Source organism: Heyndrickxia acidiproducens DSM 23148, from assembly GCF_000374345.1.
GTDB lineage: Bacteria > Bacillota > Bacilli > Bacillales > Bacillaceae_C > Weizmannia > Weizmannia acidiproducens.
Genome location: NZ_KB893983.1, coordinates 1 through 19957, shown reverse-complemented (window position 1 = coordinate 19957; position 19957 = coordinate 1). Strand labels below are relative to the sequence as shown.

The window sequence follows — 19957 nt, the reverse complement described above, 5'->3', positions numbered from 1 at the left end:
ACCCTTATGAAAGCCATTTTGAGCCTATATTTTGCCCGGGATGGCGTTCATCACCCTTATGAAAGCTATTTTGATCCTAAATTTTGCACGAGATGGCGTTCATCACCCTTATGAAAGCCATTTTGAGCCGGATTTTTGCACGGGATGGCGTTCATCACCCTTATGAAAGCTATTTTGATCCAAATTTTCACCCGGGATGGCGTTCACCACAAGCGTCCTGCTCATTTTTCGTTGGCCCCGACAAATGAGCAGGACGCTCCTTGTAAAACGAAAAACAGACAGCCGGGCAGACTGTCTGTTTTTTATTTTTCGCTTGAAAACATATATTTTTTATAGTGGTAGCGGATTGAAAAAATGAACCCGACCGCAAGCATGTTGCTCATTAGTGAACTGCCCCCGTAACTGATAAACGGAAGCGGGATCCCTGTAATCGGGAGAATCTGGATCGTCATGCCGATATTTTGGAAAACGTGGAAGGTGATCATCGAAATCACACCCGCACAAATATAAGTATAAAAATCATTTTTTGTTTCAAGACCGGCTTTTGTAATATGATAAATCAGCATAAAGAACAAACTAACGACAATACTTGCACCGATAAAACCAAATTCCTCGCCAATAACGCTGAAAATAAAGTCTGTCTGGCTTTCCGGCAGATAGACTTCACGTGCGCCATATCCTTTTCCCGTCACTTGCCCTGATCCAATTGCCAATAACGACTTGATTAAGTGATAGCCGTCAGTTGAAGAATAGTTATAAGGGTCAAGCCAGGCATAGATGCGCCCGAATTGGTACTGCCTTACGCCGAGGTATTTCTCAAGCAATTTTGGCTGCCAAAGGACAAAGTAGATGACCACCGCAATGATCCCTGCTACGCTGCCTAAAACAGGAAGCAGCAATTTCCATGTGATGCCCGCCGTAAAAATAATTCCGAGACAGATTGCAATGAATACAAACGAAGTCCCTAAGTCCTGCTTCACGATCAGCAGAAGCGGAACGAATGTACAAAGTCCGATTTTCAATAGCAACATAAAATCGGACTTTACTGTTCGATTTACGATCTTTTGATTGTGGTCGGACACAATGCGCGACAAGGCAAGAATTAAAAATGGTTTCATGAATTCCGATGGTTGGAGCGTCCCGATAACAGGCAAAACAAACCAGTTTTTCGCGCCGTTTTTCACAGGTGCAATCGATGCAGGTGCAATCATTAACAGAATCAATAATAAGATCCCAAACCCATAGGCGTACCAGGATAGTTTTTTTAGCTGATCTGAATCAAAATGGATAACAGCAGCAATAATGCCGGTTCCGATTATATAACTAATGATTTGTTTGAGTAAGAAGTTTTGTTGATACTGTCCGGATTTTTCCGCACTGTAAATGGACACCAAACTTACAATACATAACAGCATCAGTGTTAAGACCAGACCGTAATCAATTTTTGAAGTGCGATCACTTTGTGAAACCATTGCATCTATCACCTAATTCTCATTTACTCAGCATACTTTTATGTACCTATAAAAACAATACGTATTTGCCCCCATATAATAACAGAAGGAATTATGGATGGGCTGGCAATTTTTAACAGGCTATCCTACTATTCTATAGCCACAAACTCTATTATACATCATGTCGGCATAAGCACAATCTTTTTCATTATAACGCTTATTGGAAAATATTGCGACATGCCTGACGCAGCTGCCAAGGGTCTCACCGGCACATTTTTCCATTATGAATACCTTTTTTGTACTTTTGGTATCTGCGTTGAACAAGGTTCCGCCCCATGGAAAGGAAAAGCGTTATACAAACTGCATGGTACCGATTTTGCTATACACTTAAAATGTAAATATCTTAAAAAACCTGCGATAGATTGCCGCAGGTTTTTAAGATATACTGCCTGTTACTTAAGAAAAAAATTGACACCATTTACAATAGGGGCTGGAACCTTTGGAACGATTAATAAAGCTGAAGATTTTCAAAAGATAACTTCAGGCAGCAGCCCGGATTGTAAAAAATTTATGCAGACTGGTGCCCGGATTATAAGGTGATGAACATGTTTATCGGAATGTCATGCTTTACATAATTGTATGGAGTTTATACCTGACTTTCCTGATTTTACACTGGTTGGGTGCCGACTATTTAGCAGTAAACACCGACTTTTTAGCATAGAAAAGAGGATTTTGGCAGGGAGATTTAGCATCAAAAGGAACCTCAGATAGATAAGATCATGGAGTACAACCATCCATTAATCATTTTGTTCATTCATTAATTTTACCCTTGAAATCATTACTTTATCAACTCTAAATTGATCCATATCAACGACTTCCAGCCGAAGATTCCCGATACGAACAGTATCTTTTACTTTCGGAATGTCCCCAATTTGATTGGTGATAAAGCCCCCTAAAGTGTGAAATTTTTTCGTGCTATTCAGGATTTCTGTATCTTCTAAGTCAAAATATCTTGAAAAAGTATCAATTGCAACAAGTCCGTCTGCTAACCACGAATTTTCATTTCGTTCAATAATTTGCGGTTCGAATCCATCTTCTTTTTCCGGCATGTATCCAACAATATTTTCAACAATGTCATGAAGTGTTACCAAGCCTTCAATTCCACCATATTCATCTATCACAATCGCTTCATGTATTCCAGTTTTTTTCAAACCTTTAAGCGCTTGAAACACCTTCATCGGTTCAGGAAGAACAAGCGTTTTTTCAATACAGTCAGCCAGCTTGAAATCATCCCCGGCAATCATTTTCGAGAAAACATTCTTTGTATGAATCATCCCCTGAAAATCATCCAGGCTGCCCTTCCCAACAGGAAATTTAGAATAAGGGCTTGCATTCATTATCTTGATATTTTCCTCAAATGAATCTTCTAAATCAATCCAAACAAGTTGTGTTCGTGGTGTTAAAATGTCACCCAGACGCTTGTCTCCCAGATAGAATATTTGTTCCACCAAATCCTGTTCGATCTCTTCTACGACTCCACTGTAAACACCTTGCTCAATTAATTGGGTAATTTCTTCTTCCGTTACATTTGGTTCATTATTCGGCTTTATTCTCATCATTTTCAATACGACTTCTGTTGATTTACTTAGCAACCAAATAAGAGGACTTCCAATTTTGGAAAAATAAAACATTGGTTTTGCTACGATACAAGCAATCTTTTCAGGATTTCCCATTCCAATCCGTTTTGGGGCCAGCTCACCTATAATTAATGACAAGTAGGTGGAAAGTCCGACAACTATTGCAAAACTAAGCTCATAACTAAAAGGTGCAAGAAACTCGATTTGTTCAACATATACAGCTAATTGACCAGCAATAGTCGCACCTCCAAATGCACCTGTAATGACACCAATTAAGGTGATGCCTATTTGGATTGTCGACAGCAGCTGATTGGGATCTTCCGCTAATTTTAAAGCAAATTCTGCTTGGGAATTACCGTCATCCCTTAACTTTTCAAGTCTGCCCTTTTTAGCTGTTACAATAGCAATTTCCGTCATGGCAAAAATACCGTTTGCAATGATCAGGATTAAAATAATGATAATGGAAGTCCATATACTGTCCAAAAAAATCTTCACCGTTCCTTTATTTTTGTATTTAATTAGGCATTTTACCCATTTTTTTTATTATATCATAATGATGGCAATTGTTGTTTTGTTTCAGGTTGGTGGATTGAATGATCTAATTTTTCTTTAAAAGGATTGAAACATCTTTTTTCACCCTTTACAATGTAAGAATAAGAAACATTGTAAATCGACAGGAGATGGAACCTTTGGAACCCATTAAAAGTGCTGAAGACTTTCAAAAAATAATTTCAGGCAGCAGCCCTGTAATTGTAAAATTTTTTGCCGGCTGGTGCCCGGACTGTAAGGTGATGAACATGTTTATTGGGGATGTCATCAAAGATTATCCGCAATATACATGGTATGAGATCAACAGTGATGATTTCCGCAGCATTGCCGATGAAAACCAGGTCATGGGCATCCCCAGCCTGCTCGTTTTCCAAAACGGCGAGAAAAAAGCGCATCTGCACAGCGCCAATGCCAAATCACCTGAGCAGGTACGCACATTTTTAGATTCCGTTGCACTGTAAAAAAATCGGCATTGCGCCGATTTTTTTATTCATCGATCCGGAAAATTCAGCCCAACATAACGGGCAGTAAGACTCCCCCCTCAAGATTCAAGGTACAAAGAAGGAGAGGCGGGAGATCAAACTGTCCAATTCAGCTGCGGCTCCTCTCGAACAAGCGTACTTTTGTCTCTTCCCTGCGATCAGTCAACATCGGTTCGTAAAAACCACTCACAATTTATCCTGCCAACTTCGCGTTTTATCTTGCCAATCCTCCGCTTTTCTTTTAGTATGTGGTAAGTTTGAGCAGTTCCTGGAGCCGGTAAATGCCTGTTAACAAATAGATGGTGAAGCCTTCACGTTTTTTATATGGCATGGTGAAGTTCCCATCTTTATTTGTCCACAATCTCTCAAAATAATGGCGGATATCCTTTGTGATTTTCGCTTGATTGGGGGCTTCCACAAACAGATTCGTCTCAAGATTGTAATCATCCAGGTTGCGATCCGTTAAATTGGTTGAACCGTCAAACAGGATGGACCGGCCCTGCTTTTCAATCCAGATGAGTTTTGGATGGAATTGTTCTGCCCCCGTCTTATACCAGCGGATTTGAATTTTTCCATCTGTCTTTTTCGCCAGTTCTCGTGCAACAGGCTGGTTTGGCAGACCGATTTTTTTATGGCCGAATGCATTTCGGTTTGGGTCAAGAATCAGCCTGATGCGTACGCCACGCCTGGACGCTTTCTCAAGCGCATGAACCACTTTTCTGTCAGCCAGGTAAAACATAGCCATCGAAATAGAGTCACCCTTTTTGGCAGCGTTCAGTTCCTTCATGACACGGCTGTAGACTTTTCCTTCCGTTAGAAGCTGGACGGCAATCTCTCCTTTTTCACGCGTTTTCCCTTTGTAAACAGGAAGTTTCGGACCATTAGACATATCTGATACCGGCTGTTCCGATTTCAATACATCGCCAATAACCGGGCCATTTACCCAAAAGGCATGGTTGGAGTGGTAACCGCTGGCATCATGCGGATTACCGGAAGCAATGACAGCCCCGTTTTCAGTTACAAATGTTTTACGGTGGTTTGCTTTAATATTAAATAGTTCCAAATAAGAACGGATCGTCATTTTGGGCGCATTATCTCCAAAAGCATTCGGCAGCCAGCCTTTTCCGCCCTGCCCGAACCACTGAAAAAACATCCGCCAAATTCCGGAATAGAGCGGGGTCGGGTCACGCAGCGGATCCAGGTTAGTGAACACAACCTGAATGCCATGCTGCTGCAGCCGTTTTAAATCGGCCGCTTCATGCGATCCATAAGAAGTATTGATCGGGTCGGAAATGATGATCATTTTCATATGTGGCTCTTTTTCTTTTTTCTCTATCAACCGGTCGGCAAGTTTTTTGCTTCGCTCTGGCATTTTCATTCCTTTATCGTGATAGCCGTTAAAAAGGAAGATGTCAGCTACGATAAATTGGCGGGCATCGTTGATCATCCGGTAAATTTCAGGATAAATCGACTGTTCCACCCTTCTTTTGCCTGTTCCCTTTTCCCGGTAAGTCAAGTCGGAAAGAAAGCGGAGATCGTTTTCATTTACATAATGGGTTTTGCCTTTATACGAAATCCCGTTTGGCAGCGGTTTATATGTATGGTACAGGATCGTGCCTGCATAGACAGCAACAAACAGGACAAGCAAGCGATACAGCCAGCGTTTCTTTTTCCCCTTCTTCACAGCCATCCCCCCATTTTCCTGAATAGCATTCCCCAAAATGGGCGTCAAACATGCGTTGTTTGAAAGAATGTTAAACAGAGCAGGGGGAACACTGCACCGCATTAGCAAGGAAAGGCTGAAAACATTTTGGACTCTATACGATGGATTTCAGGCATTATTCTCCACATTGCGGGTGTATTCGTTCCTATCATACTCGCAGCTAGTGCCACTATGCTCTTTTAAAATCTTTACAGGCAGGCGCGCAACAGCCATTCATAAACAAAGAAGGCTGCATCCACAAATGCTTACATGGATTTGGCCTTCTTTTTACGGTAACAGTTTAATCTCCAACGCGCGCGCAATTTTTTGGCAGTATGGCTGCAATTCCTTTATCCCGTTAAAATGGGCCAGCATGCCTTGAAAAACGGATTTTCTTATATCATCCCGGTTCAATTCCTCTTTTAAAATCAGAATGACATTTTGCAATTCCTGCTTCCGCTTAGGCTCCAGATCAAAATCCGCTATTTTCTCCTTCATTTCCGTAAGCAAACCGCAAATATCGTCATTTTCCCGGCTTTCCGGATAAAGGTCTTCTATTTTTTTCAGGACAAGGGGCGGACGCTGCTCTCTGAGAAAACCATCCGCAACAAAATCCAATTGATCCAGAATAAATTCGGAGAGCTGTTCGAGGTTTACCTGTACACCGTCAATGACCGTGAGTTTCATATAAGACTGGCAAATGCCCCCGTAAACGAGGATCGCATCAAACACATACGGTTCATAATTTTCCCCGTAAATTGAAAGTAAGATCGTTTTATGATACTTGTGTATGGCATAATTCTTTTTTTCAAAAAAGACCCTCAAACCCTCGTTAATCGAATGGCTTTGTTCACGCTGCAGCATCACAATGAAATCCCGGTGCCGAATGCAAAATTCAAACATGGAAATCAGCTGTTTTTTTGCCTTTTCCCGCGGCGGGACCTTTTCTTTATCAATTTTCATCACTTTTCTTGAAAGTTCATTAAAATAGTACTGGAAAATTTCAATTAACAGCTCATCTTTTGATGCGAAGTATGTGTAGAAAGCACCCTTTGATATCCCGCACGCATTCACAATGTCCTGAACTGTTGTCGTTTGAAAACCTTTCTCTGCAAATAATTTGATCGCTGCGCGGATTAATTCCTCTTGTTTCTTCTTCATATTCATCTTCATCACCGGATATATAAAAATAAAGTGAAACTTTCATTAGCAGGGGTTTTTCCTTCATCCCCCACTGAAAATTTCCAAACGATGTTACTGTACAGTCTGTGTTGCCCGAATTTAAAAGCATCAGCCCCTTTGGAACATGATCCTTCAAGCCGGCTCCAAGTATGCTTAATGCTATATTTTTCACAAAAACCTTGAACTCAAAAATTAAGTCAGTTATATTATAACTAGTATATGACCGGTCAGTCAATTTCTTTCGGGTTACTGGTCAATCTATTCTAAAGGAGTGCTGTAGAGACTGTGAAACGAATCATTCAGTTCTGTCTTAACAACAAGTTTGCAATTTGGCTCATGACTTTAATCGTGACAGGGGCAGGCATTTACGCCGGCATGAATATGAAGATGGAAACCATTCCGAATATCGATGCCCCGATTATGCTGATTACTGCCAGCGATCCGGGAGCTGCACCGGAAGAAGTTGAAAATAAAGTGACGCAGCCGATTGAGCAAAGTATTAAAAATCTTTCTGGTATCCAAACTGTATCCACTTCATCCACCGAGAGCAGTTCCCAGATCCAGCTGGAGTTTAAATACGGCCAGGATATGGACCAGGCCAAAAAAGATATCCAGGATGCAATTGAAAAGGTGGATCTTCCGGACAATATTGACACTCCTGAAGTCACAAGAATCAGCATCAATGATTTCCCAATCCTCTCCTTAAGCGTCTCAAATAAAGAGCAGTCCTTTCAAGATTTAACCAAAATCATTGAAGACGATCTTGTTCCAAAACTGCAAAGCATTGACGGCGTGTCAGATGTTCAGGCCTCAGGGCAGTATGTACAGGAAGTCCAATTGACCTTTGACCAAAATAAGATGAACGCACTGGGACTGGATGAAGATACTGTCAAACAAGTCATTCAGGGCTCTAATGTGACGGTTCCGCTCGGGTTAATCAACTTTGGAAAAGCAGACAAATCCGTTGAAATTGATGGGAATGTCAAGTCATTAAAATCCTTTGAAAATATGAAAATTCCGTATCAGCCTGCTTCAAATTCTGCAGCTGCCACTTCCGCTTCTGCTGCAGCCGCTGCTTCGGGAACCCGGGCCGCAGCGCAGACAGGCGTTCCGACAGTTGCTTTAAAAGATATTGCTGACATCAAAGTCGTCGGCAAGCACGAGTCCATTTCGAAAACGAATGGAAAAGATTCAATCGGCATCCAAATCACAAAGGCGCCGGATGCCAATACAGTAGATGTTGCCGATGCCGTAAATGAAAAAGTCAAACAGTTCAAAGCTGACTATAACGGCATGGAGGTATCCACGATTCTGGACCAGGCTACGCCAATTAAGGATTCCGTGAAAACCATGCTTGAAAAAGCGATCATTGGGGCAGCCTTTGCGATTCTCGTGATCCTGCTGTTCTTGCGGAATGTGCGTTCTACGATCATCGCGGTGATTTCCATCCCATTATCGCTGCTGATTTCTTTCATCATCTTAAAACAGCTGGATATCAGCTTAAACATTATGACATTGGGTGCAATGACGGTTGCAATCGGGCGGGTGATTGATGACTCGATTGTCGTAATCGAAAACATTTACAGGCGCTTAAGCCTGCCCGGTGAAAAACTGCATGGAAAAGAACTGATCCGTGAATCAACTACTGAGGTTTTCAGGCCAATCTTGTCTTCTACGATTGTGACAGTGGTGGTCTTTATCCCGCTTGCGCTTGTAAGGGGAATGGTCGGCGAACTGTTTCTGCCTTTCGCCCTGACTTTGATCTTTGCCTTGCTCGCCTCGCTGTTAATCGCGATTACCGTTGTGCCGATGTTTTCCCATTCCCTGTTCCGAAACGGGCTCAAGAAAAAAAGCACGCATTCAGCAGAAGGCCACGGCAGGCTTGCAACCGGCTATAAAAAAGTACTGAACTGGTCGCTGAACCATAAGCTGGTAACTTTCGGGCTGGCATGCCTGCTTTTGGTCGGAAGTTTATTTTTAACGCCGCTGATCGGTGTCAGCTTTATCGAAAATGAAGGCCAGAAAGTGGTTTATGCGACCTATTCACCGGATCCCGGCGAAACCCTTTCTGATGTAAAAAAAGCCTCGGCAAAAGCTGAAGATTATTTACTTAGCCATAAAGGGGTTAAAAATGTACAATATTCCATCGGTGACTCGGCTTACAGCATGAACCGCAACTCTGCCGTATTTGTTGTCGAGTATGATGAGGGCACAAAGCATTTTGATAAAGAACCGGAAAAAATCATCAAGGCCCTTCAAAAAACAACGGACCAGGGCACCTGGAAATCCCAGGACTTTACCTCGATGTCAAGCGATGATTTAACGATGTATGTATACGGCGAAGATCTTGACGAAATCAAGCCGGTTATTAACAAAATTGAGAAAGTCATGAAAAACAATGACCATTTAAAAAATGTTGAAACCAGTCTTTCGAAGACCTATCAGCAATACACACTGATTGTCGACCAGGATAAACTCAGCGCGCTTGGTTTAACAGCCGGGCAGCTTGGAACCGGGCTTGCCCAAACCGGAACCCGGCCTGTCCTGACATCAGTTGAAAAAGGCGGCGAAGAGTTAAATGTTTATATCGAAGCCGCAAATGCCAATTACGATCAAATCAGTGACTTGACGAACAAAAAGGTGACAACTTCGCTCGGTACAAAAGTGGCGATAAAAGATGTGACGAAGGTGAAACAGGATGAAACGCCTGATGCAGTCACGAAGCGGGACGGAAAAATCTATGCCAGTGTCACCGGAAAAATCAAAACGGCAGATGTTTCCAAGGTGACCCAATCTGTTCAGAATAAAGTCGACCGGCTGGATATTCCGAAACACATTCATGTTGAAACCGGCGGCGTAACAGAAGATATCAACGATTCATTTACAAAATTGGGCTATGCAATGCTGGCTGCGGTTGCGATCGTTTATCTGGTGCTCGTGATCACATTCGGCGGGGCGCTGGCGCCATTTACGATTCTTTTCTCGCTGCCATTTGCAGTGATCGGCGCATTGGTGGCACTCTTTATCACGAATGAAACAATCAGCGTCACGGCCATGATCGGCGCACTGATGCTGATCGGGATCGTCGTCACAAATGCGATTGTGCTTGTGGACCGCGTCATTCACAAAGAAAGAGAAGGGCTCACAACGCGTGAGGCCTTGCTTGAAGCAGGCGCGACAAGGCTGCGCCCGATTTTGATGACGGCCTTTGCCACCATCTTTGCGCTCATGCCGCTTGCACTTGGCTACGGTGGCGGCGGCCTCATTTCAAAAGGCCTTGGCATCACCGTCATCGGCGGTTTGACAAGTTCCACCCTGTTGACACTGCTGATTATCCCGGTTGTTTACGAGTTTTTAATGAAATTCAGCAAGAAGAAAAATCATGCAGAATAGAGTAAGTATCTTAATTGATAAAGTGAAACTTCCATAAGTAGGGGTTTCCCTTCATCCCCCACTTATGGTTAGTTGAACCAATCGGACCTTTACGGGCAGTTTGATCTCCCACCTATCTTTTTCGTACCTTGAATTTTGAGGTGGGAGTCTTACTGCCCGTTAAGAGTGGGATAAGCCTTCCCGGCCGCTTTCGGGAAGGCTTACTTTCTAAATGGGCAGCATGGCCTCAACATTTGAGGAGATCAGGTGCCGCTTTTTTATTCCCTTAGCCGCGGTAAGTAACCGCCCGTTTTTTAAGCGCACGCCATGACGCTTCAAACTGCTTTCTTTCGACCTGTTTTTTCTTGATGCCGGAAAGCGGATCATTTACATACACATGGCCGGCGTCAAAACCCACTAAAACCACTGCGTGCAAATCGAGCGGTGTTTTAATGGTTTCACCTTTATGCTTCCATTTTTCCCACCTGTCCGGAAGCCGGTAATCTCCCGTCGTCCAAACGACAACAGGACGGCCTGCTTCTACCTGTTCGAGCACCCTGTCAAATGAAGAGCCGGTCAGATTATTCGCGCGCCCCGGCATATAACGGTCAAGCAGTGCGGCAATTTCACGGTCATATACAGCATAGCCCGGTTTCCTGCCAGTCATATCTCCCACGAAACCGTCCGCCGGATCTCCCCACCCGGTAATATCACCCGCTGTTGTTTTTTTAAGCGGATCGATCTCTTTTTTTATTTGGTTTGCAAGTGACATTTTATCCGCTTTTACCCCGGCATAACGGAGAACCATTGCGAGGCTGGTTACTTCGCAGCCGTACTTCAGTTCGGGATTTTGCCGGATCAGCGGGACATTTAACAGAATTCGATTATTCTTTCTTTTATTTGCAGTTGGATTCGGCATGTCCCGGCCGGCTGAATGCTGCGTGTTGTTCATCTGTTTTGCTTGATTTTCCTGCTTGGGCTCTATTTTTCCCGCGCGTTCCTTCCCCGTTTCACCGCCGCCCGTACAGCCTGCCATTAACAGGAGAATACATGCCATACACATTTTCCGGATTCTCATCTATTCCCCCCCTTGGTAATCCAAAGCAGACTTCTTACGCTGGTATCCTGCCTAAATAAACAAATTTTATTCCCGAATTGATTTTATCAATGAATTTCAATTGATAAGTGGAGACTTTAAATGAAAATATAAATTTTAAAGCCAGACATGATATTTTAAAAGAATCCTATATTAATAAGGCTTATCCTTATAGTTTAAAATTATTATAAATAAATATTGATTTTTAAAAGAAACATGGTATCATTTTATTGTAATGATTATAAAAAGGTGGGAAAAATATGAGCGATCAACAGAAATTGACAACGAGCTGGGGTGCCCCGGTCGGAGACAACCAAAACTCAATCACAGCCGGACACCGCGGGCCAACACTGATCCAGGATGTCCATTTGCTTGAAAAACTGGCGCATTTTAACCGTGAACGTGTTCCGGAACGTGTTGTCCATGCAAAAGGTGCGGGTGCCCATGGATATTTCGAAGTCACCAACGACGTGACCGTGTATACGAAGGCCGCTTTTTTATCACAGGTTGGCAAGCGCACCCCGCTGTTCATCCGTTTCTCAACGGTTGCCGGCGAGCTGGGTTCAGCCGATACTGTCCGTGACCCGCGCGGCTTTGCGGTGAAATTTTATACTGAGGAAGGAAATTACGATCTGGTTGGCAATAATACGCCCGTTTTCTTTATTCGTGACGCGATAAAATTCCCCGATTTTATCCATACGCAAAAAAGAGATCCGAAAACCCATTTAAAAAATCCGACAGCTGTTTGGGATTTCTGGTCCTTATCTCCTGAATCCTTACATCAAGTGACATATTTAATGGGAGACCGCGGCATTCCCGCGACATTCCGCCATATGAACGGTTATGGCAGCCATACTTATAAGTGGACAAACGCACAAGGAGAAGGGGTTTGGATTAAATACCATTTCATTACGGAGCAGGGGGTAAAAAATCTTGATACCCAGCTTGCCGGGCAGCTTGCTGGCGAAAATCCGGATTACCATACAGAAGATTTATTTAATGCCATTGAAGCAGGCGACTATCCGGCTTGGAAATTATATGTGCAGATCATGCCATTGGAAGATGCCAATACGTACCGCTATGATCCGTTCGATGTGACAAAGGTATGGTCCCATAAAGATTATCCGCTGATCGAAGTCGGCCGCATGGTCTTAAACCGCAATCCGGAAAACTATTTTGCAGAAGTCGAACAGGCCGCATTCTCTCCTGGCACACTTGTCCCGGGCATTGACGTTTCACCTGACAAAATGCTGCAGGGCCGCCTGTTTGCCTACCACGATGCCCAGCGTTACCGGATCGGAGCCAATTATAACCAGCTGCCGATCAACCGGCCAAAATCGGAAGTGAACAATTACCAGCGTGATGGTTTTATGAATGGAAGCAAAAACGGCGGCGGCTCCGTTTATTATGAGCCAAATAGTTTCGGCGGCCCGCAGGAAGATCCGCAGGCAAAACAAGCAGCTTATGAAGTGAAAGGTTTTGCGGACAGCGTTTCTTACAATGAAAACGACCATTATTCGCAGCCGGGCGCATTATACCGGCTGATGAGTGAAGAAGAACGCACACGTCTTGTGAACAATATCGTCCATTCGATGAAACCGGTCGCCTTAGAAGAAATCAAACTCCGCCAAATCGGCCATTTCTATAAAGCCGACCCGGAATTTGGCAAACGGATAGCGGACGGTCTTGATTTACCGCTGCCAACTGAACCTGTTGCAGAATAAAAAACCCCATACAGATAAAGAGGCTGTCTGATAAATCCCTAAAAAGAGGCAAGAGGAGAAAACAAAAAAGTCTTTCTCCTCTTGCCTCTGTACTCAGAATGACTTTTTGGACAGCCCCTTTATGTTAATGGGAAACTTAGCGATCAGGCGCCATGAATTAAATTTTTTTCTTTTTGCACACGGACTTGTTTTGCCGGCCGGCTGCTGAACATTTCATCAATACGGACAAAACGGATGCCGCGTCTTTTCATTTCAGGCAGCGCCGTACGCAGCCCTTCAATCGTGTAGTGAGGGGCGTCTTCATTCGCACCCCATGTTACGCCGCAATCATGCAGCAAAATCACATCCCCGCCTTCTGCTTTTTTCAAAAGGCCCCGGGATATTTTCTCGGATCCGCCCTTACTGCGCCAATCTCTGAACATCCGCGACCACAACACCATTTGAAACTGCCTGTGGAGGAAGAAATCAAATAAATGGATCATGCCCCATGGCGGGCGGTAATATTCCGGCTTTTCCCCAATGATTTTTTCAACGATCCGCGCCGCTTGCTCCAACGCACGTTCATTTTTCCAAGGGGACATCAGCCAGTTGCAGTGGTGCTTATAATTATGAATGCCGACTAAATGCCCTTCCCGATGCATGCGTGCAACCAGTTCCGGATACTGTGCTGCCCGCTCCCCGACAACAAAGAAAGTTGCTTTGATATTCTGCTGTTTCAGAAGATCAAGCAGCTCCGGGGTATACAACGGATCAGGCCCGTCATCAAATGTCAGGGCCATTCCCTGTTCTTTCTTTCCTTTGCGTTTCACTCCAATGCTGAACCACGCAGATAAAATATATGGAATCATAGCGTAAATGATCATCAGGAAACATACGACCGCAATTACGTGAATCAATATGCTGATCACTTCCTTAAAGCATTATTTTTTAAAACTTTGCTCCTTGTTTCAATTAATGCGGCTGGTTCATCAGCCAGGCTTTTTTCTTCATCCTTGAATATTTTCCGCGTACCATGAACGGAATCTGGCGTTTTGGCGTATCCAGCCATTTCGATGCTTTAGATTGGCAAATCACATGAAGAGCTCTAAAAGCTGCTTCCTTATTCTGGATATTTTTTGTGCTATTTTTCATTTTTGCAAGCCGTTCCCGATGTTTGAGCAGTTCAATTAATTTTTGCAGCAGATCCTGCTCGTCTGCTGCCTGCACTGCCACGCCCGCCTGTATTAAAAAAGCGGCATTATCTTCTTCCTGCCCCGGCAACGCCTTGTATAAAATCATTGGCAGTTCCATTGCCAGCGCTTCTGAAGTCGTCACACCGCCGGGCTTTGTCACCATACAATCCGAAACAGCCATTAAATCAGTCACATCATTGACATAACCTTTTATATATACCGCATGCTTTGTGCCTTTTAAATTCTGCTCCAATTGGGCGCGCAGCTTTTCATTATGCCCGCAGACAATCAACAGCTGGATGCTGAAGGGGATGGTATCCAGCTTTTCAACCCTGAACAGCCCGCTGGCGAAGATACCGTCTCCCCCGCCCATCACAAGAACAGTTGGCAGGTCCGGGTTAAGACGGTATTTCGCGCACAACTCTTTTTTATTTTGCGGCTTCAGAAAACCCGGTTTAATGGGTATGCCGGTATAAGATATTTTTCTGCCCGGTATCCCCAGCCGGATGAGCTGCTGGCGGACCTGATATGAACCTACCAGATAATGATCGGTATACGCGTGCAGCCAATAGCTGTGGTGTGTATGGTCTGTTATCACGGTGACAAGCGGAATATCAATCAAACCGTATGCCTTTAATTTCGAAATCACGCTTGAAGCAAACGGATAGGTGCTGACAATAATTGAAGGTTTGTATATGAGCAGCATGCGCAGCGTTTTTTTCATGCCGACTGAAAAAAATGCGTTTAATGCTTTTGATAATGTATTTGTTTGATAGGTTTTACGGTAAAAGTAACCATAAAGGCTTGGAAATTTTTTAATGCTTTTCATATAAACATAGTGGCTAAGAGGATACAGATTCGGATGCACCCATTCCATAAAATCAACCACTGATGATTCAATTTCAGGGGAACGGATTTTCATCGCCTGTTCAATTGCATGCGCCACCTGCAAATGCCCTTCCCCAAAAGTACCTGTTAATATTAAAATTTTATCTATTTTTTCACCGGTCATAAGTCTTCCCTCAACTTTTCCATGTCCATTTTTTTGCCTGAATTTGTTTCTCCGCTGCTAAAAATCCACTTATATGGAAGCGTCTATCCATCCGCCAAAGAACGGCAGGTGCACAGCTGATTTTTCCTGCCCGCTCATATAATGAACAGACTTCTTCACATGGAAAATGGTTCATCTTTGGACGAAAAAATTTTTTCATCCCGCCCACTGCAATGATGATTACCGGGGCCTTTTATTTTTTCTTCCGTTTTTCCATTTTCGGTAAAACCATGTGACCGATAGTCCAAGTGAGTACCAGGATAAAATGAGTAAAACAATTCCCCCTAAGAGCGGGATACTGGCCAGGGCAATCATAATGGTGGCACCTGTTAAAAGTTTCAGCCATTCCGGTCTTCCCCGCAGAATGGTAAATTCATTGCCGATCTCCCTGCTGATAAATACCATACCGGCGAGAAAAGATAGAAATACGCCGAGCAGGATGACAAGCAAAAGCGGTATGGCAATTACGGTAATGGCCAGAAGCAGGCTAAGTGCGCTTAGTGCAAGCATCATCAGAAAACCGGTCAGAATTAATTTTCCCGGTTTCAGATACGGCAACTTGGTATCGTTAAACGCATGCTTATGGGCCAGCATGCCAAAAAGAACCGTTAAGATGATCATGATCAAGCTAATGGCCAGCCTGGTGATCCATAGGGAAATCATAATGATGCCGGCAAAGATCATGCTGTCTAACGTTTCATTATTCATATTCACCGAAATAACATGCTCAGTTACATTGGCGCCCGGTTCCTGGTTAATCTTCCCGCCGAGCACAAAGACCGAACCGTGAATATCCGCCGTTTTTTTAATTGTCAAATCTCCGTTAATCACAACAACCGCTGTCCTTACATCCCCGCTTATCACCGCATGATCACCGAGCACAATGACGTTTTCCACTTTTTCATGGCTGGGGATCACGGTTTTCTCGTCATGAAAAACGATTCTTTTCTCTTTTGCCATTGCCGGATGGATGGCTGTCCCCATGGCGCCCATGCCCAGCAAGAACAATGCTATAAAGCAGATCAAAGTTTTTTGTGCGCTCATGATTTTCTCCTTCCTACTCCTTAAGTGGCTTCATTTTTAACAGGTTTAATACCAACCATAAGCAGATAGCCAACATGACAGATGCGGCAATCGCAATGATCGCAAATAAGCTTGGAATCGCAGAAAAAATAGAAAGTGCAATATGGAAACTGCTGGCGCAGATATTGACGAGCGCAGAAGCAATATTCACGCCAACATAAAACGGTGTTCTTAAAACAAAATACATCGTAAACCCGGCCGCCAAAACACAAAGGGTGAAAAACCAGATCAATCCGTGGTAATTCATTTCTAAACGATTTTCCTGTTGCGAAATTTTTGCTTTCACTGCTTTTTCAAAATGAAAATCAGGCGGCTCAATATGATGATAAAAGCTGATGAATTCTGTTTTTACCGCCCGAAGCTGCTCAAGTTCTTTCCGGCAGGCCGGGCAGACAGAGAGATGCGATTCCACTTTTTGGCGCTCCTTTTTATTTAATTCATGATCGATAAAAGCTGACAGCAAATCCTCGACATGCTCATCCATTACATCACCCTCTTGAAAGTTCATTTTTTAACAGCTTTCTTGCATTGCTGATGCGCGACTTCACTGTTCCGAGCGGGATATTCATCATGTTGGCTATTTCGCCGTACGAATAACCCTGAACGTCACGCAGGATCAAAACCGTCCGATGCTCAGGCGTGAGCCTCTGTATCGCATCCTGCAAATCAAATCTTATGTTGGCTTGTTCAATATTCGATGTCGTTCTGCTGATTGTTTCCTCATCGATCTGAGATTGGAATGCCGTTTTTTTCTGCAGCTTTTTCAACCGGTCGTAACATAAGTTAGAAACAATCCTTGTCATCCAGGATGCAAAAGCATAGGCATTTTCGAGTTGATTAAGAGCGTAATAAGCCTTAACAAACGCTTCCTGGGCAATGTCCTCCGCCTCCATCCTGTCATTGACCATTGCATAGGCATGCCTGAACACTTCTCCTTTAAATCGGGTAACAAGCGCCGCAAATGCATCCACATCCCCGCTCTTGGCCTGATGGATTAATTTTGTCAGATCCTGCTCCACCTTTTTCAACTCCCTCTAATATGCAAAGAGGTAACTTTTTTGCCGCAATTTCAGGCATGTGCCGGGCAGAAAAGAATATGCAGGTCATGCACACTCCTGCTTTATTCCTGTCTATTATGTCATATTTTTCTATTTTGGATGATTTTACAGGCCGTACAAAACCATTTCTCCTTCAATTATTACTCCTTTCCCTTAAATTTCCATCTTTTCATGAAGAATCCCCCTATTCCAACCAGACAAAAGAACAGTAAAACTCCCAAACCTGCAGCTAAAAGCCCATGTTGTTTTACAGGAAACAGGCCGCCTATTTTTTCCAGAAAAAGTGCATAGGACTTTCCTAGAAATAATACGGCAAACGACCACGGGTAAATCCCTGTGAATGTCAGCAGAAAATATTTCCATTTACGGACTTTGCAGAGGCCGGCTGCATAGGAGATGTAATTGCCGATGCTGAACGGGCGTGTCAATGCAATGCTCCAGACGCCGAAACGGTTAAATAATTGCTGCCCCATCGCAATGCCTTTTTGAAACTTGGGCGGGATGCGGTTTTGTAATTTGAGCGCAATCGTATACGGAATGAAACTTGCTGCAGTATAAATAAGCGACATTACACCTGCTGAAAATGCAATCTGAACAGCCGTTAATTTCAAAACATAGCCGTATGAAAGAATGATAAAGATGCCGGGAAAAGGAATGGATGCCCCTTCGAGAAACATGACGGCATATACGCCGTAAATTCCAAGCCCCTGCAAAATTTCAATAAGATGTTGAAACATACAGCTTGTCCTTTACCGGTTTCTTCAATTCTTTTTTTACCTTGCGATCAAGCAGTGCATGGACAACCGAAACCATCTCTCTATCCTGTACGTCAATCTCTTGATGGTAAGCACGGATCTGCCTGTAAAAATAATCCATTTTTTGTTCATTCATTAAAATATCCATGAACTGCTTTTCAACCGGCTGTCTGTAATCCAGTTCAAATACCAGCCCGCGTTGTTTTAAAAATGCGAGATTCACTTTTTCCTGTCCGGGCAGTGCAGAATGGATAAAAATCGGCAACTTTTTCCGGAGCACCTCACTGATGGTCACGCCGCCCGGTTTCGTGATAATGGCGTCGACTTCATCATACAGCTGGCTCATTTCCCTGCGCGACTGGATATAAGGGATCGGGATGATATGTTTCAAATTCCAGGATTTAATCCTGTCATAAAGCGCCTGATTTTTGCCGCACAACACATAGTAATCAAAGCCTTGTGATGATTTTAATTTTTTCAGCAGACGCGACAGTTTTCCTAAGCCGCTGTTGCCGCCGGATATTAAAATTTTCTTGCGGGAAGAACGGCGGTGAACCGTTCCCAGCATAAATTCACCATGGACCGGAATTCCCGTTACATAAATTCTCCGCCCGGGCACGCCTTCTTTTTCCAACATGGCCTTCACGTTTTGGCTTGGAACAAAATGGACATCGATATCTTTTTTCCCCCACATCCCGTTTACAAAAAAATCGGTATAAGCATTGATTACCGGGATCCGGATGGTGCCTTTTGATTTCAACTTATTGAGCAGCATGGACGGGAAACTATGCGTACAGATGATCAAATCCGGCTGTTCCTCCAAGATCAGCATTTCCATTTTTTTGATAAAAAGCTGCTGGTATAGTTTCAGCAATACGGTCTGATCTGAATCCGAATTAATGAAGTGTTTATACAGCCATTGATAGCTCCGCGGCGCCTTCGAAATCCATTTCAAATATGTTTTTGATACAAGTCTTTCAAATGTTTCGCTTGTGTAAGAAATCAAGTCCACCTTTTTAATCTCCGGCTGCTCATCCAATTGTTCCAGTCTATTTATTAACGTGTCTGCAACCTGATGATGGCCCGTCGGTATTTTAAGCAAAGGTAAAATTAAGATTTTTTTCATCTGCGTCCCCCTCCTTTTAAACGGAAATCTTCTATTTTATGAAAAGACTGCAAAAAGGAGCAGGAAGTTCATTGCGGTTTTAGATTCGTTTATTTTCTTTTTTAAATGCCTGCAAAAAACATCTGCCATGCATGTTCCTGTGGCAGGCATAACTCTAACTGATCAGAAAATCATCATAATCTTCTGGCCCCCGTATTGGAGCCGTGTTTATCACAATCACGTACTTCAACCTTTAACAACTCATTCAGCGCAAAGTACGACAGCCTATCGCAATCGAGTAGGAGGCTAATCATTATTTGATTAGCCGACCTCTCACACCACCGTGCGTACGGTTCCGTACACGGCGGTTCTAAAGTTTACGACCTTACAGACAGATAATAATCCAGAAAACTTATATACCTTGCTCTTCGGAAGAGTTCGTTTGTTAAGGTTCTGGTTAAGATATGGCTGCCGGCAATTCTCCAGTAGCCTTTTCTTGTGTTTGCCCATTCCCAAGCTTTACTTTTATTGATCCCTA

The 19957-nt window shown here is 43.4% G+C and carries 16 protein-coding genes and 1 pseudogene; 4 read left to right on the top strand and 13 right to left on the bottom strand.

Going from position 1 to position 19957, the window contains the following annotated elements; translation table 11 throughout:
- Positions 1-302: 302 nt before the first annotated feature.
- The gene (locus tag C232_RS0104615) at positions 303-1472 is read right to left on the bottom strand and encodes an FtsW/RodA/SpoVE family cell cycle protein (protein WP_018661773.1); all 1170 of its coding nucleotides are present in this window, start codon (positions 1470-1472) and stop codon (positions 303-305) included.
- A 93-nt stretch (positions 1473-1565) separates the two neighbouring features.
- Here C232_RS0104615 and C232_RS20105 point away from each other — a divergent pair, with 93 nt between their 5' ends.
- On the top strand, positions 1566-2051 hold the full coding sequence (locus C232_RS20105) for a hypothetical protein (protein ID WP_018661770.1): 486 nt from the start codon (positions 1566-1568) through the stop codon (positions 2049-2051).
- A 197-nt stretch (positions 2052-2248) separates the two neighbouring features.
- Here the strand turns inward: C232_RS20105 and C232_RS0104605 are convergent, their stop codons facing one another.
- Entirely contained in the window at positions 2249-3571 is a 1323-nt protein-coding gene (locus C232_RS0104605) for a hemolysin family protein (RefSeq protein ID WP_018661768.1), read from the bottom strand.
- 206 nt (positions 3572-3777) lie between these two features.
- Here C232_RS0104605 and C232_RS0104600 point away from each other — a divergent pair, with 206 nt between their 5' ends.
- Positions 3778-4098 carry a thioredoxin family protein gene (locus tag C232_RS0104600; protein ID WP_018661766.1) on the top strand — a complete coding sequence of 107 codons (321 nt, stop codon included), beginning with the start codon at positions 3778-3780 and terminating at the stop codon, positions 4096-4098.
- Positions 4099-4360: 262 nt separating this feature from the next.
- Here C232_RS0104600 and C232_RS0104595 read toward each other — a convergent pair whose 3' ends face one another.
- Positions 4361-5809, bottom strand: a complete 1449-nt coding sequence (locus C232_RS0104595) for a phospholipase D family protein (RefSeq protein WP_018661764.1) — start codon at positions 5807-5809, stop codon at positions 4361-4363.
- 300 nt (positions 5810-6109) lie between these two features.
- The gene (locus tag C232_RS0104590; RefSeq protein WP_169338742.1) at positions 6110-6982 is read right to left on the bottom strand and encodes a TetR/AcrR family transcriptional regulator; all 873 of its coding nucleotides are present in this window, start codon (positions 6980-6982) and stop codon (positions 6110-6112) included.
- A gap of 306 nt (positions 6983-7288) precedes the next feature.
- Between C232_RS0104590 and C232_RS0104585 the strand changes: the two genes are divergently transcribed.
- On the top strand, positions 7289-10396 hold the full coding sequence (locus tag C232_RS0104585; protein WP_018661760.1) for an efflux RND transporter permease subunit: 3108 nt from the start codon (positions 7289-7291) through the stop codon (positions 10394-10396).
- A 265-nt stretch (positions 10397-10661) separates the two neighbouring features.
- Here C232_RS0104585 and C232_RS0104580 read toward each other — a convergent pair whose 3' ends face one another.
- A complete protein-coding gene (locus C232_RS0104580; protein WP_018661758.1) occupies positions 10662-11453 on the bottom strand; it encodes a C39 family peptidase in 792 nt (263 codons plus the stop codon).
- Positions 11454-11731: 278 nt separating this feature from the next.
- Here C232_RS0104580 and katA point away from each other — a divergent pair, with 278 nt between their 5' ends.
- The gene (gene katA, locus C232_RS0104575) at positions 11732-13195 is read left to right on the top strand and encodes a catalase KatA (protein ID WP_018661756.1); all 1464 of its coding nucleotides are present in this window, start codon (positions 11732-11734) and stop codon (positions 13193-13195) included.
- Positions 13196-13338: 143 nt separating this feature from the next.
- Here katA and C232_RS18395 read toward each other — a convergent pair whose 3' ends face one another.
- The 8 genes and pseudogenes from C232_RS18395 to C232_RS20195 form a co-directional block, all read right to left on the bottom strand.
- The gene (locus C232_RS18395) at positions 13339-14091 is read right to left on the bottom strand and encodes a polysaccharide deacetylase family protein (protein ID WP_018661754.1); all 753 of its coding nucleotides are present in this window, start codon (positions 14089-14091) and stop codon (positions 13339-13341) included.
- Between the two features lie 55 nt (positions 14092-14146).
- Positions 14147-15379: an MGDG synthase family glycosyltransferase gene (locus C232_RS0104565; protein WP_018661751.1), complete on the bottom strand. Its 1233-nt coding sequence runs from the start codon at positions 15377-15379 to the stop codon at positions 14147-14149.
- A gap of 219 nt (positions 15380-15598) precedes the next feature.
- Positions 15599-16462 carry a bactofilin family protein gene (locus tag C232_RS0104560; protein ID WP_018661749.1) on the bottom strand — a complete coding sequence of 288 codons (864 nt, stop codon included), beginning with the start codon at positions 16460-16462 and terminating at the stop codon, positions 15599-15601.
- Positions 16463-16475: 13 nt separating this feature from the next.
- Positions 16476-16985 carry an anti-sigma factor family protein gene (locus tag C232_RS0104555; protein ID WP_018661747.1) on the bottom strand — a complete coding sequence of 170 codons (510 nt, stop codon included), beginning with the start codon at positions 16983-16985 and terminating at the stop codon, positions 16476-16478.
- Between the two features lie 4 nt (positions 16986-16989).
- A complete protein-coding gene (locus tag C232_RS0104550) occupies positions 16990-17520 on the bottom strand; it encodes an RNA polymerase sigma factor (protein ID WP_018661744.1) in 531 nt (176 codons plus the stop codon).
- A gap of 179 nt (positions 17521-17699) precedes the next feature.
- A complete protein-coding gene (locus C232_RS0104545; protein WP_018661741.1) occupies positions 17700-18296 on the bottom strand; it encodes a DedA family protein in 597 nt (198 codons plus the stop codon).
- Complete coding sequence (locus C232_RS0104540) at positions 18277-19440, bottom strand: MGDG synthase family glycosyltransferase (RefSeq protein WP_018661739.1); 1164 nt, start codon at positions 19438-19440, stop codon at positions 18277-18279. The genes C232_RS0104545 and C232_RS0104540 overlap by 20 nt, the downstream gene beginning before the upstream one ends.
- A gap of 356 nt (positions 19441-19796) precedes the next feature.
- Positions 19797-19957 (bottom strand): annotated as a pseudogene (locus C232_RS20195) (group II intron reverse transcriptase/maturase); the annotation flags it as partial.